Origin of the sequence: Sphingomonas gilva, from assembly GCF_003515075.1 — a bacterium.
In the GTDB taxonomy this organism is placed as follows: domain Bacteria; phylum Pseudomonadota; class Alphaproteobacteria; order Sphingomonadales; family Sphingomonadaceae; genus Sphingomonas; species Sphingomonas gilva.
This window is the reverse complement of record NZ_QWLV01000005.1, coordinates 210271-223160: the sequence shown is the minus strand read 5'-3', so window position 1 is coordinate 223160 and position 12890 is coordinate 210271. Positions and strand designations below refer to the sequence as shown.

The 12890-nt window shown below is 65.6% G+C and carries 14 protein-coding genes and 1 pseudogene; 6 read left to right on the top strand and 9 right to left on the bottom strand.

Going from position 1 to position 12890, the window contains the following annotated elements; genetic code table 11:
• A pseudogene (locus D1610_RS17615) lies at positions 1-123 on the top strand (IS30 family transposase); the annotation flags it as partial.
• 26 nt (positions 124-149) lie between these two features.
• Here D1610_RS17615 and D1610_RS12260 read toward each other — a convergent pair.
• From D1610_RS12260 to eno, 4 genes are all read right to left on the bottom strand, one after another.
• Complete coding sequence (locus tag D1610_RS12260) at positions 150-1583, bottom strand: pyruvate dehydrogenase complex E1 component subunit beta (RefSeq protein WP_118864472.1); 1434 nt, start codon at positions 1581-1583, stop codon at positions 150-152.
• Entirely contained in the window at positions 1583-2629 is a 1047-nt protein-coding gene (gene pdhA / locus D1610_RS12255) for a pyruvate dehydrogenase (acetyl-transferring) E1 component subunit alpha (protein WP_118864471.1), read from the bottom strand. The genes D1610_RS12260 and pdhA overlap by 1 nt, the downstream gene beginning before the upstream one ends.
• Positions 2630-2710: 81 nt before the next feature.
• Entirely contained in the window at positions 2711-3022 is a 312-nt protein-coding gene (locus D1610_RS12250) for an FtsB family cell division protein (protein WP_118864470.1), read from the bottom strand.
• A gap of 143 nt (positions 3023-3165) precedes the next feature.
• Positions 3166-4443, bottom strand: a complete 1278-nt coding sequence (gene eno, locus D1610_RS12245; RefSeq protein WP_118864469.1) for a phosphopyruvate hydratase — start codon at positions 4441-4443, stop codon at positions 3166-3168.
• Between the two features lie 144 nt (positions 4444-4587).
• Here eno and D1610_RS12240 point away from each other — a divergent pair, with 144 nt between their 5' ends.
• From D1610_RS12240 to D1610_RS12220, 5 genes are all read left to right on the top strand, one after another.
• Positions 4588-5133, top strand: a complete 546-nt coding sequence (locus D1610_RS12240; protein ID WP_118864468.1) for a hypothetical protein — start codon at positions 4588-4590, stop codon at positions 5131-5133.
• A gap of 7 nt (positions 5134-5140) precedes the next feature.
• Entirely contained in the window at positions 5141-5488 is a 348-nt protein-coding gene (locus D1610_RS12235) for a phage holin family protein (protein ID WP_147414330.1), read from the top strand.
• Positions 5485-5841 (top strand): DUF3618 domain-containing protein, encoded by a 357-nt coding sequence (locus tag D1610_RS12230; RefSeq protein ID WP_118864466.1) that lies wholly within the window; start codon positions 5485-5487, stop codon positions 5839-5841. The genes D1610_RS12235 and D1610_RS12230 overlap by 4 nt, the downstream gene beginning before the upstream one ends.
• Positions 5838-6380 (top strand): hypothetical protein, encoded by a 543-nt coding sequence (locus D1610_RS12225; RefSeq protein WP_118864465.1) that lies wholly within the window; start codon positions 5838-5840, stop codon positions 6378-6380. The genes D1610_RS12230 and D1610_RS12225 overlap by 4 nt, the downstream gene beginning before the upstream one ends.
• A gap of 63 nt (positions 6381-6443) precedes the next feature.
• Positions 6444-6671 (top strand): DUF4170 domain-containing protein, encoded by a 228-nt coding sequence (locus D1610_RS12220; RefSeq protein ID WP_118864464.1) that lies wholly within the window; start codon positions 6444-6446, stop codon positions 6669-6671.
• A 36-nt stretch (positions 6672-6707) separates the two neighbouring features.
• Here the strand turns inward: D1610_RS12220 and D1610_RS12215 are convergent, their stop codons facing one another.
• The 5 genes from D1610_RS12215 to carA form a co-directional block, all read right to left on the bottom strand.
• On the bottom strand, positions 6708-7289 hold the full coding sequence (locus tag D1610_RS12215) for a rhomboid family intramembrane serine protease (protein ID WP_182466809.1): 582 nt from the start codon (positions 7287-7289) through the stop codon (positions 6708-6710).
• A 53-nt stretch (positions 7290-7342) separates the two neighbouring features.
• Positions 7343-7819 carry a transcription elongation factor GreA gene (gene greA / locus D1610_RS12210; protein WP_118864462.1) on the bottom strand — a complete coding sequence of 159 codons (477 nt, stop codon included), beginning with the start codon at positions 7817-7819 and terminating at the stop codon, positions 7343-7345.
• 82 nt (positions 7820-7901) lie between these two features.
• Positions 7902-11234, bottom strand: a complete 3333-nt coding sequence (carB, locus tag D1610_RS12205; protein WP_118864461.1) for a carbamoyl-phosphate synthase large subunit — start codon at positions 11232-11234, stop codon at positions 7902-7904.
• Positions 11234-11692, bottom strand: coding sequence for a hypothetical protein (locus D1610_RS16875; protein ID WP_147414329.1), 459 nt, complete (start codon positions 11690-11692; stop codon positions 11234-11236). Before D1610_RS16875 ends, carB begins: the two co-directional genes overlap by 1 nt.
• On the bottom strand, positions 11689-12888 hold the full coding sequence (gene carA / locus D1610_RS12200) for a glutamine-hydrolyzing carbamoyl-phosphate synthase small subunit (protein ID WP_118864460.1): 1200 nt from the start codon (positions 12886-12888) through the stop codon (positions 11689-11691). Before carA ends, D1610_RS16875 begins: the two co-directional genes overlap by 4 nt.
• Positions 12889-12890: the final 2 nt, after the last annotated feature.

Below are 12890 nucleotides of genomic sequence, written 5' to 3'. Positions count from 1 at the left end.
AAGCTCGTCCGCCGCTACAACAATACACCCCGCAAATGCCTCGGCTTCCAAACCCCAGCCGAAGCCTTCCTCCAACCGTTGCACTTCAAATGTGAATCCACACCCGGAACAAGTCCGGGGTGACGATGTGTATCAGTGGGTAGCGGCAGCTACCGATAGCAGACCTTCTTCGCCGCCTCGACCACGCGGGCGGCGTCGATCAGCGCCAGCTTTTCGAGGTTCGCCGCATAGGGGAGCGGCACATCCTCGTTCGCCACGCGCAGCACCGGCGCGTCGAGATCGTCGAAGCCTCGCTCCATCGCCACCGCCGCGATCTCCGAGGCGATCGAGCAGGTCGGCCAGCCTTCCTCTACCACGACGAGGCGGTTGGTCTTCCTGAGGCTCTTGAGCACCGTGTCGGTATCGAGCGGGCGCAGCGTGCGCAGATCGATCACCTCGGCGTCGATGCCCTCTTCGGCCAGCTTGTCCGCGGCTTCCAGCGCGACGCCGACGCCGATCGAGTAGCTGACCAGCGTCACCCCGCTTCCTTCGCGCACGACGCGCGCCTTGCCGATCGGCAGGACATAGTCGTCGAGCTTGGGCACATCGAAGCTGCGGCCGTACATCAGCTCGTTTTCGAGGAACACGACCGGATCGTTCGAGCGGATCGCCGCCTTGAGCAGGCCCTTGGCGTCGGCGGCGTCATAGGGCGCGATCACGATCAGTCCGGGGACGCTGGCGTACCAGGGCCCGTAATTCTGGCTGTGCTGCGCGCCGACGCGGCTCGCCGCGCCGTTGGGACCGCGGAACACGATCGGGCAGCGCATCTGCCCGCCCGACATATAGTTGGTCTTGGCCGCCGAGTTGATGATGTGGTCGATCGCCTGCATGGCGAAGTTGAACGTCATGAACTCGACGATCGGGCGCAGGCCGGCCATCGCCGCGCCCGTGCCGACGCCGGCGAAGCCATATTCGGTGATCGGCGTGTCGATCACCCGTTCGGGCCCGAACTCCTCGAGCAGCCCCTGCGTCACCTTGTACGCGCCCTGATATTCGGCGACCTCCTCGCCCATCACGAAGACACGCTCGTCCTTGCGCATCTCCTCGGCCATCGCGTCGCGCAGCGCTTCGCGCACCGTGGTCTTGACCATCTCGGTGCCGGCCGGGATCGCCGGATCGCGAACCTCGGCCTTGTTCTCGGCCGCGTCGAACAGCTGGCGCGCACCCGTCTCGGGCGTATGCGGCGCGTTGCTCTCGGGCGCGGGGGGCGCCTTGTCGGCCGCCGCCTCGGGCACTTCTTCCTTGGGCGCGGCGTTGGCGCCTTCGCCCGCCGTCTGCTTCGGCGCGGCCGAGGCGTCTTCGCCCTCGCCCGCCAGCATGGCGATGACGGTGCCGACCTTCACCCCGTCGGCGCCCTCGGCGACCAGGATCTGGCTGATCGTGCCTTCGTCGACCGCCTCGAACTCCATCGTCGCCTTGTCGGTCTCGATCTCGGCCATGATGTCGCCGGACTTGACGCTGTCGCCCTCCTTCACCAGCCATTTGGCGAGGGTGCCTTCCTCCATCGTCGGGGAAAGCGCGGGCATCTTGATCTCGGTCGGCATCAGTAGGTGTCCACCAGCACGTCGGTATAGAGTTCGGAAGGTTCCGGCTCGGGCGAGCTTTCGGCGAAATCGGCCGCCTCGTTGACGATGCCGCGGATATCCTTGTCGATCGCCTTCAGTTCGTCCTCCTTGACGCCAAGCTTCTCCAGTTCGCGCTTGCACGCCTCGATCGGGTCGGACTTGTCGCGCACCGCCTGCACCTCGTCGCGGCTGCGGTACTTGGCCGGATCGGACATCGAATGGCCGCGATAGCGATAGGTCTTGAGCTCCAGCAGGATCGGCCCCTTGCCGCTGCGCACCCACTCCACCGCGGTCTCGGCCGCGCCGCGCACCGCGAGCACGTCCATCCCGTCGACCTGCAGCCCCGGGATGCGGAACGATTCGCCGCGGCGGTAGAGCTGGTCCTCGGCCGACGCGCGGTTGACGCTGGTGCCCATCGCATACTGGTTGTTCTCGATCACGAAGATCACCGGCAGCTTCCACAGCTCGGCCATGTTGAACGCTTCGTAGACCTGGCCCTGATTGGCCGCGCCGTCGCCGAAATAGGTCATCGCGACGCCATTGTCCTTGGCGTATTTGTGCTTGAAGCCCAGCCCCGCGCCCAGCGACACCTGCGCGCCGACGATGCCGTGGCCGCCGTAGAACTTATGCTCGACGCTGAACATGTGCATCGAGCCGCCCTTGCCCCGGGAGATGCCCGCGGCGCGCCCGGTCAGCTCGGCCATGATCACCTTGGGATCGATGCCGTAGGCGAGCATGTGGCCGTGGTCCCGATAGCCGGTGATGACGCTGTCGGTGTCGCCGTTCAATGCCGATTGCAGCCCGACCGCGACCGCTTCCTGGCCGATATAGAGATGGCAGAAGCCGCCGATCAGGCCGAGGCCGTAGAGCTGCCCGGCCTTCTCCTCGAAACGCCGTATCAACAACATCTGCTTGTAGAAGTCGAGCAACTCCCCCTTCGACGCCTCGAAGCGGACGGGCTCGGCGGGACGTTCGCGATTGGGAATGGCGGGCGCGGAGGCGCGCTTTGCGGGTGCTTTAGCCAAGGTACGGACAACCCTTGTTCCGGGGAAGGACGGGCACGGCCTATAGGCGCGAACTTGCCGCTACTGCAACCGGCCTTGAGGTCACTTCAGCGGCAGAATGACGTCGTCAGGGTGCGCGACGTTCAGCTGCTTGCGGACAAGCTCGTCGACCAGATCGGGATTGGCCTTTTTGGGGTCGAGCAGCGCCACGCGATTCTTGAGCTCGGCGCGCTTGGCTTCCAGCTTCTGAAGCTCCGCCTGCCGCTTGCTCATCTGGCGGCTGTAGTCGCCATAGGCGAGGATGCCGTTCGATCCGAACAGCGCATAGCCCGCAAAGATGGTGATCACGACGAAGGTGATCGCCGGCGCGCCCGTCCGCTTCAAAAGGGCCAGAATCTTGGGGTTGCGCCGCATGTTTATCATGAATCACAACAATGGAGGGGAAGCAAGCGTTTTCGCCGCCTTCGTCGCCCCTGCGCAGGCAGGGGCCTCGGGCGGCAAACGCGATTTCAGAAGTGCCACAAACCCAGCGGCCCCTGCCTGCGCAGGGGCGACGGTCACGCCTTCAGCACGCTGCGACCGGCATAAATCGCCGCGTCGCCCAGCTCCTCCTCGATGCGGATCAGCTGGTTGTATTTGGCCAGCCGGTCCGAACGCGCAAGGCTGCCGGTCTTGATCTGCCCGCAATTGGTCGCGACCGCGAGGTCGGCGATGGTGGTGTCCTCGGTCTCGCCCGATCGGTGAGACATCACCGCCGTATAGCCGGCGCGCTGCGCCATGCTGACGGCCTCCAGCGTTTCCGAAAGCGTGCCGATCTGGTTGACCTTGACCAGCAGCGAGTTGGCGAAGCCCCCATCGATGCCGCGCTTCAGCCGCTTGGGGTTGGTCACGAACAGATCGTCGCCGACCAGTTGCACCTTTCCGCCCAGCTTCTCGGTCAGCGCCTTCCAGCCGTCCCAATCGTCCTCCGCCATGCCGTCCTCGATCGAGAAGATCGGATATCTGGCGACCAGATCGGCAAGGAAATCGACATTCTCGGATGAAGAAAGGGTCTTCCCCTCCCCCACCATCTTGTATGCGCCGTCCTTGAAATATTCGGTGGCGGCGCAATCGAGCGCCAGCATCACGTCGTCGCTGGGCTTGTAGCCGGCGCTCTCGATCGACTTCATGATGAAGTCGAGCGCATCGGTGGTGCTGGCCAGGTTAGGCGCGAAGCCGCCTTCGTCGCCCACCGCCGTCGCCAGCCCCTTGTCGTGCAGCGCCTTCTTGAGCGTATGGAAGATCTCCGAGCCGCAGCGCACCGCCTCGCCGATATTCTCCGCGCCCACCGGCACGATCATGAATTCCTGGAAGTCGATCGGATTGTCGGCATGCTCGCCGCCATTGATGATGTTCATCATCGGCACCGGCAGCACATGCGCCGCGACCCCGCCGACATAGCGATAAAGCGGCAGCCCGCGCGCATCGGCCGCGGCCTTCGCCGCCGCCAGGCTGACGCCCAGGATCGCGTTCGCGCCCAGCCGGGACTTGTTGGGCGTGCCGTCCAGATCGATCATCGCGCGGTCGAGATCGGCCTGGTCCTCGGCTTCCAGCCCCAGCACCGCCTCGGCGATCTCGCCATTGACCGCGGCGACCGCTCTATCCACGCCCTTGCCCAGCCAGCGCGTCTTGTCGCCGTCGCGCTTTTCGACCGCCTCATGCGCGCCCGTCGAGGCGCCCGAGGGCACTGCGGCGCGCCCGAAGCTGCCGTCCTCCAGCATGACATCGACCTCCACGGTCGGGTTGCCCCGGCTGTCGAGAATGCGGCGGGCGTGCAGATCGATTATTGCGGTCACGAAACGAACCCCTATGTGATGGTGCCAGTCGCGGCGCGCTCTATCGGCACTCGCGCACGGGGGCAAATCCTTGGGCGGGGCGGAACCCTGCACCACGGCGCGGGTTGGAGCGGTGCAACGAATTTCTAGCGAGGACGATGAGAAATGGCTGTCGAACCCACCATTCCGCCCCAGCCCGCCGAGCCGGTGAAAGCCGGCGCGACCAGGAAGGCGACTGCGGCGAAGCCCGCCGCGCCCAAGGCGCGCGCGGCGGCGGGAACGGTCAAGGCGGACGCGAAGAAGGTCACGCGGCAAGCGACGGCCACCGTTCGGCAGGAAGCCGGCAACCTGAAGCGCAAGGCGTCCGACAAGGCGCATGCGCTGGCCGATCAGGGCAAGGCCGCCGCCACCGAGCGGCTCGACGGTTTCTCGCGCCTGATCGACGATGCGGCGACGCAGGTCGATGACCGGCTGGGAGCGCAGTACGGCGATTATGCGCGCAGCGCCGCCGATGCGGTTGCGGGTCTCGCCTCGACATTGCGCGGCAAGGAGGTCGACGATCTCGTCGCGGACGCGCGCGCCTTCGTGAAGAAAAGCCCGGTGATCGCGGTCGGCGCCGCCGCGGCGGTCGGCTTCGTCCTTGCGCGGCTGGTCAAGGCCGGCCTCGACGCCGCCGATCGCGCTGCCGACGGCCGCGAAGATCGCGCTTGATCTCCGCATGGAGCAAAAGGGGAACACCGACAGTATCGTCGGCCTGGTCACCAGGCTGATCGACGACGTCGAGCGCTTCGTTCGCGCCGAGATCAGCCTGTATCGTGCCCAGCTGTTCGATCGGCTGAAAGAGGCGCAGACCGCCATCGTCATGCTGATCGCCGTGTTCATGCTCGCCCAGGCGACGCTGTTCACGCTGCTGGTCGTGCTCGTGCTGATCCTGCGCCGCTGGATCGGCATCTATTGGGCGTCGGCCATCGTGATCGGCCTGGCGATCGTCATCATGGCCTTGCTCGCCAGCGCCGCCCTCAAGCGAATCAAGGCCGCGACGCGCGTGTCGGAGGGGGACGAATGAACACGCCGCCGTCCGATAGTCTTGCCCGCGCGACCGCGCGTTCGATCGCCGCGCGTCAGCAGCTGGCGGATACGCTGGTCGATCTCCAGTCGCGCCTTTCGCCCGATCGCCTGCTCCGCGACGGTCTGGATGAACTTCGCGACGCCGCGGCGGATATGGGCCGCGACGCGATCGACCAGGTCCGCTCCCGTCCCGGCCAGGCGATCGCGGTGGCCGTCGCCATCGTCATGTTCCTGGCGCGCGACCGGATCGCCGATCTTGTTTCGTCCGCCGGCCGCAAGGCGGTGAAACCGCTTCGCCGGCGGCGAGTTACTCCCAGGACAGTTGCAAATCCAAGGAAGGACAGGCCGTGACCGATCCCCAGCCCACCCCCGGCGCAGCGAACCAGCGCAGCGGACGCGTCCAGGCCGCCCGCGACGCCATTGAAGAGACCGCTCACAATGCGCGCGAGACGATGGAGCAAAGCTACCGCAAGGCGCGCGCCAAGGCTTCTTCCGCCTATGCCGGCGCGAAGGACGGCGCAGGGCATGCTGTTCAGGCGGGCAAGCGCACCGCGCGCACCGCTGCGCGAAAGACAGCCGACACGGTAGACAGCGCGCCCCTCGCAGTGCTGATCGGCGGCCTTGCCGTTGGGGCGCTTGCCGGCGGGCTGTTGCCGCGCACCCGACGCGAGGCGGAGGTGCTCGGCCCGGTCGGCCGCAAGGTCACGGGCACCGCGACGGCGGCGGCGCGCGCTGCCAGGACGGCGGGCAAAGATCAGCTCGATGCCGCCGGCATCACCACCGACAACGCCCGGTCGCAGCTCTCGAGCCTGGTCGAAGGCGTGTTCCGGGCGCTGGCCGAGGCGGGCAACGCCGCCACCGCGGAGGTGAAGCGCGCGCCAAGAGGATAGGGTGGCCAATCCTGGCGGAGGCGGCTATGCGCGCCGCAAGACGCCTCCCCACAAGGATTTGACATGAGCAAGCTGCACCTGGTGTTCGGCGGTCGCGTGCGCGATCCGCAGACGCTGGAATTCACCGATCTCGATTCGCTCGACATCGTCGGGCTGTTCCCGGACTATAAGAGCGCCGAAGAGGCCTGGCGCGGCGCCGCGCAGCGCACGGTCGACGATGCGGAAATGAAATATGTCGTCGTCCACCTCCACCGCCTGCTCGATCCCGAGGCGGAAGGCGTGAAACTGTAATATTCGTCGCCTCTGCCTCCGCAGGAGCGACGGAACTTACGCGTTCCTGTAGCGCCAGCGCACCAGCGGCCGGGCCAGGGCCACGCCGGCGATCAGCCCGCCCAGCGGCTCGATGACGCTCACCGAGAATTCTAGGCTGCTCGCCGCCAGCATGAAGAGCAGCTGGATCGCCACCCAGATGCCGGCAAGCGCAGCGATCTGGACGATCCGCCGCTGCCGCTGCGCGATGGGTATCCCGCGCGGAACGCCGTACAGCATCAGATAGGCGCCGACCACGGCGAACAGCGCCGGGGTCGATCCCGCGCTGGCGATCGGCGATCCCGGCGTCAGCAACAGCCGCGCCAGCGCGCCGCCATAAACGCCGGCGACGAACACCGCGCCCAGCCCAGCCGGCCCGATGGCCTTTTCGACGAACCGTCCGGCCAGCAGCAGGAAGAGCCCGTTGAACACCAGCACGATGATGCCGGTCGGAAGGAACTGCGACGCGAGCGGCGTCAGCAGCGCCCGCACCGGGCTCTGCACCCACGCGCCGGACGAGAATTCGAGCGGAATGAAGCCGAACCGGTTGGCCGCTTCCTGCAGCCCGAGCGCGAACAGCGCGAACAGGAAGACGAACACCGAAAACGCGATCAGCGCGTCGGTGAAGCGGCCCCGCGGAAGATGGATCCCGTTCAGATGAACTCGATCTTGGAGACGAGGTAGTAACGGTCGCCGGCGGGCACAGAGACCTCGACCTCGTCCTCCACCTTGCGGCCGATCAGCGCGCGGCCCAGCGGCGAGTTGTAGCTGATCCGTCCGGACTTTGCGTCCGCCTCGGTCTGGCCGACGATCTGGTATTTGACCGGCTTGTCGTCCTCGTCCAGCAGCGTCACCGTCGCACCGAACACGATCTTGTCGCCGGACAGGTCCTTGGGGTCGATGATCTGGGCGCGCGACAGCTTGTCCTCGATATCGTTGATCGAGGCCTCGATCTGGCCCTGGCGCTCCTTCGCCGCATGGTATTCGGCGTTTTCGGACAGGTCGCCATGCGCGCGCGCCTCCTCGATGGCGTCAACCACCTGCGGGCGCTCTTCCTTGAGGCGCTTGAGGTCCGCGGTCAGCTTGTCATGGCCTTCCTGCAGCATCGGCATCTTTTCGACCGTCGCCATGCTTCAACCCTTCGTCAAAATCCCTTTTCCCCGCCCGGGAGCCTCTCCGCCCCGGCCGGTCGCGCAACTCGATTGTGGGAGATCAATTGTGCGAGTGCGAATAATAGGACTGCAAGGGTTGGACTTCAAGACTCGCCCCGGCGAGCGCCACGATCGCCCGTGCCGCCGCCACGCTGGCCGAAGCGGTGGTGTAGGACGGCACGCGCTGGCCCAATGCCGCCATGCGGATCGCCTTGGAATCCTTCAGGCTCTGCCAGCCCTCGGTGGTGTTGAAGATCAGATCGACCCCGCCGTCCTTGATCCGGTCGACGATGTGCGGCCGCCCCTGCGCCACCTTGTTGATCCGCTCGACCGCGATGCCCTGCGCCGCCAGGAACTCGGCGGTGCCGCCCGTGGCGACGATGGAGAAGCCGTGATCGGCGAGGATCCGCACGCCGGGCAGCACCACCGGCTTGTCGCTGTCCTTGACGCTGACGAAGACGGTGCCCGCGGTCGGCAGCTCATTGCCCGCGCCGAGCTGGGATTTGGCGAAGGCGGTGGCGAAATCTCGGTCGATACCCATCACTTCGCCGGTGCTCTTCATTTCCGGCGACAGTACCGGATCGACCCCCGGGAAGCGCGCGAAGGGGAATACCGCCTCCTTCACCGCGATATGGTCGACCTGGCGGTCGATGCGCGGAAGGTCCTTGAGCCTCTCGCCGGCCATCACCCGCGCGGCGATCTTCGCGACGGGCGTGCCGATCGCCTTGGCGACGAAGGGCACCGTCCGGCTGGCGCGCGGATTGACCTCGATCAAATAGACCTTCTGGTCCTTCACCGCGAACTGGATGTTCATCAGCCCGCGCACCTTGAGCGCACGCGCGAGCAGCTCGGTCTGCCGCTCGATCTCGGCGACGACGTCGCTCGACAGGCTGTGCGGCGGCAGCGAGCAGGCCGAATCGCCCGAATGGACGCCCGCCTCCTCGATATGCTGCATCACGCCCGCGATCACGACATCGTCGCCGTCGCACAGAGCATCGACATCCACTTCGATCGCGTCGCGCAGATACTGGTCGATCAGAACCGGCGATTCGCCGGATACTTGCACCGCGGTCTGGATATAGGATTCGAGCTGCTCGGGCGAATCGACGATCTCCATCGCGCGCCCGCCCAACACATAGCTGGGTCGCATAAGGATGGGATAGCCGATCCGCTCGGCGACGGTCAGCGCTTCCTCGCGGCTCCGCGCGATGCCGTTCGCCGGCTGCAGCAGCTCGAGCTGCGCGATCAGCTTGGCGAAACGCTCGCGGTCCTCGGCCAGGTCGATCGCGTCGGGGCTGGTGCCCAGGATCGGGATGCCGGCATCCTCCAGCGCCTGGGCGAGTTTCAACGGCGTCTGCCCGCCGAACTGGACGATCACGCCAGCAAGCGTGCCGTTGGACTGCTCGACATGCAGGATCTCCAGCACGTCCTCGGCGGTCAGCGGCTCGAAATAGAGGCGGTCGGAGGTGTCGTAATCGGTCGAGACGGTCTCCGGATTGCAGTTGACCATGATCGTCTCATAACCGGCATCCTCGAGCGCGAAGCAGGCGTGGCAGCAGCAATAGTCGAACTCGATCCCCTGCCCGATCCGGTTGGGCCCGCCGCCGAGAATGACGACCTTCTTCCGATCGGTCGGCGCGCTCTCGCACTCGGGCTCGCCGAAGCTGGGCGCCTCATAGGTCGAATACATATAGGGCGTCTTCGCCTCGAACTCGGCGGCGCAGGTGTCGATCCGCTTGAACACCGGACGTACGCCCAGCTTGTGCCGCGCCTTGCGCACCTCGGCTTCGGTGACGCCGCCGGTCATCGCCTTGACCGTTTCGTGAATCAGGCCCGATCCGCGCGCCACGCCGCGCTCGTTTCCGCGCAGATTGGCGGATTTGAGCGCGAGGAAGGCGAGCCGCTTGTCGGAAAAGCCCATGCTCTTCAGCCGCCGCATGCCCGCCGCATCGCGTGGCAGGCCCTGGCGGCAGACCGCTTCCTCGGCCTCGACGATCTCGGCGATGCGCTCGATGAACCAGGGATCGTATTTGGCCAGCGCGCACACCTCGGCGACCGAGAACCCCTCGCGCAGCGCCTGTGCGGCGATCAGCAACCGATCGGGCGTCGCCTTCGAAAGCGCCGCCTCGATCTCCTCGCGCGGTGCGCCCGCCAGCGCCTCGACTTGGTCGAAGCCCGACAATCCCGTCTCCAGCCCGCGCAGCGCCTTCTGCATGCTCTCGTGGATATTGCGCCCGATCGCCATGACTTCGCCGACGCTCTTCATCGCGGTCGACAGCACCGGCTCGGCGCCCTTGAACTTCTCGAAGGCGAAGCGCGGGATCTTTGTGACGACATAGTCGATCGTCGGCTCGAACGATGCGGGCGTCGCGCCGGTGATGTCGTTGTCGATCTCGTCGAGCGTGTAGCCCACCGCCAGCTTGGCCGCGACCTTGGCGATCGGGAACCCGGTCGCCTTGGAGGCGAGCGCCGAGGAGCGCGACACGCGCGGGTTCATCTCGATGACGACCAGCCGCCCGTCCCTGGGATTGACCGCGAACTGGACGTTGGAACCGCCGGTTTCGACGCCGATCTCGCGCAGGCACGCGATGCTCGCGTTGCGCATGATCTGATATTCCTTGTCGGTCAGCGTCAGCGCCGGCGCGACGGTGATCGAATCGCCCGTATGCACGCCCATCGGATCGACATTTTCGATCGAGCAGATGATGATGCAGTTGTCCGCGCGGTCGCGGACCACCTCCATCTCATATTCCTTCCAGCCGAGCAGCGATTCCTCGATCAGCACCTCGGTGGTGGGGCTGGCGTCGAGCCCCTTCATCACGATCTCGACGAATTCCTCGCGGTTATAGGCGACCCCGCCGCCGGTGCCGCCCAGCGTGAAGCTGGGGCGGATGATCGCCGGCAGGCCGACCTTGTCCAGCCCCTCCAGCGCCTCGTCGACCGAATGGGCGATCGCCGAGCGCGCGCTTTCCAGCCCGATCTTGTCCATCGCCTCGCGGAACTTCAGCCGGTCCTCGGCCTTGTCGATCGCCTCGGCGTCGGCGCCGATCATCTGGCAACCGTATTTCTCCAGCGTGCCGTCGCGAAACAGCGCCAGCGCGGTGTTGAGCGCGGTCTGCCCGCCCATCGTCGGCAGCACCGCGTCGGGCCGCTCCTTCGCGATGATCTTGGCGACGATTTCGGGCGTGATCGGCTCGACATAGGTCGCATCGGCCAGCTCGGGATCGGTCATGATCGTCGCCGGGTTCGAATTGACCAGGACGATGCGGTAGCCCTCCTCCTTCAGGGCCTTGATCGCCTGCGTCCCCGAATAATCGAACTCGCACGCCTGCCCGATAACGATAGGCCCCGCGCCGATGACGAGGATGGAGGAAATGTCGGTGCGTTTGGGCATTAGATCGCTAGATTCTCAATGAGCGCAGACCAGTCAGCATCGGAAATCTCAGATGCCTGGAACGCGAAGTTTCCTTGAACGGTGATCAAGTGTTTCCGGGGATCGCTTCGCCCTGTTTCATGCATACTCGGCAGTAGCAGTTTCGCCTGTTCCACCGACATTGATCTGGTCGGATTGCCGAGTGGCTTGATGCTAAACGGCAGAACCCAAGGTTCTGACCAGATATTGGTCACCGTTTGTTGTGGATCAGGTTTCGAATACACCACAAATGGTGTCGTGTAGGCCGTAGTCTCCGTGCAATATAAAATACCGAAAGCGCCAATTGGCATTTTCTGAGCTTTGGTAAGACGGCCCTTGCTAAAAGATTCGTTCTTTGACGACCCAACCGCCCATTGTCCGGACCCGATACCAGCCCAGATGTTAGTCAAGCTATCCGAGGCAAACCCGTAGATTTTCATTGCTGCTTCTTTCCCAGCATCCCTACAAACCGTTCGAACAGATAGAAGCTGTCCTGCGGGCCGGGGCTGGCCTCGGGGTGGTACTGGACGCTGAAGGCGGGTTTGTCGGTCAGTTCGAAGCCCGCGTTGCTGCCGTCGAACAGGCTGACATGCGTCTCGCGCGCATTGGCGGGGAGCGTCTCGCTCAGCACCGCAAAGCCGTGGTTCATGCTGGTGATCTCGACCGCGCCGTCGGCGAGCCGCTTGACCGGATGGTTGGCCCCGCGGTGGCCCTGGAACATCTTGCTCGTCCTGGCGCCCACCGCCAGCCCGAGCAACTGATGCCCCAGGCAGATGCCGAAGATCGGCTTGCCCGTCTCCAGCAGCTCCTGGATCACCGGCACGGCATAATCCCCTGTCGCCGCCGGATCGCCGGGGCCGTTGGAGAGGAAGATGCCGTCGGGCGCCTGCGCCATCACCTCATCGGCGGTGGCGGTCGCGGGCAACACGGTTACTTCAGCACCGGCCTTAATAAGGTTGCGGAAGATATTGCGTTTGCTACCATAATCGATCGCAACGACATGCGGCCGCCGGTTTTCGCCGATAGTGTGACTTTCGTGTGACTTTCCGGCCACCTCATACCCCGCGCCCAGCCGCCAGACGCCGTCTCCCCAGCCGAAATGCGTCTCGGTGGTCACGTCCCTGGCCAGGTCCATCCCCTCCAGCCCCGGCCACGCCTTGGCCATTTCCACCAGCGCGGGAATGTCTAAAACTCCATCGGCCGAATACGCGATCACGCCGTTGGGCGCCCCACCCTCCCTGATCCGCCGGGTCAGCGCGCGCGTGTCGATGCCGGCGAGCCCGATCCGCCGGTGCGCCTTCATCCACTCCTCCAGCCGCTGCGTGCTGCGGAAGCTGGAGGGCGCGGTCACGTCCTCGCGCACGATGATGCCCAGCGCATGGGGATCGTCCGCCTCGATATCCTCCTCGTTCGCGCCGACATTGCCAATATGCGGGAAGGTGAAGGTGATGATCTGCCCGGCGAAGGAGGGATCGGTCATCACCTCCTGATATCCGGTCATCGCGGTATGGAAGCAGACTTCGCCCACCGCCGCGCCCTCGGCACCGAAACCGCGGCCCCACAACACCTCTCCGGACGCCAATACCAACGCCCCTGTGGCTCCTTCAGGCGCGGGCATGGGTTTGGCGTCGGCCATGG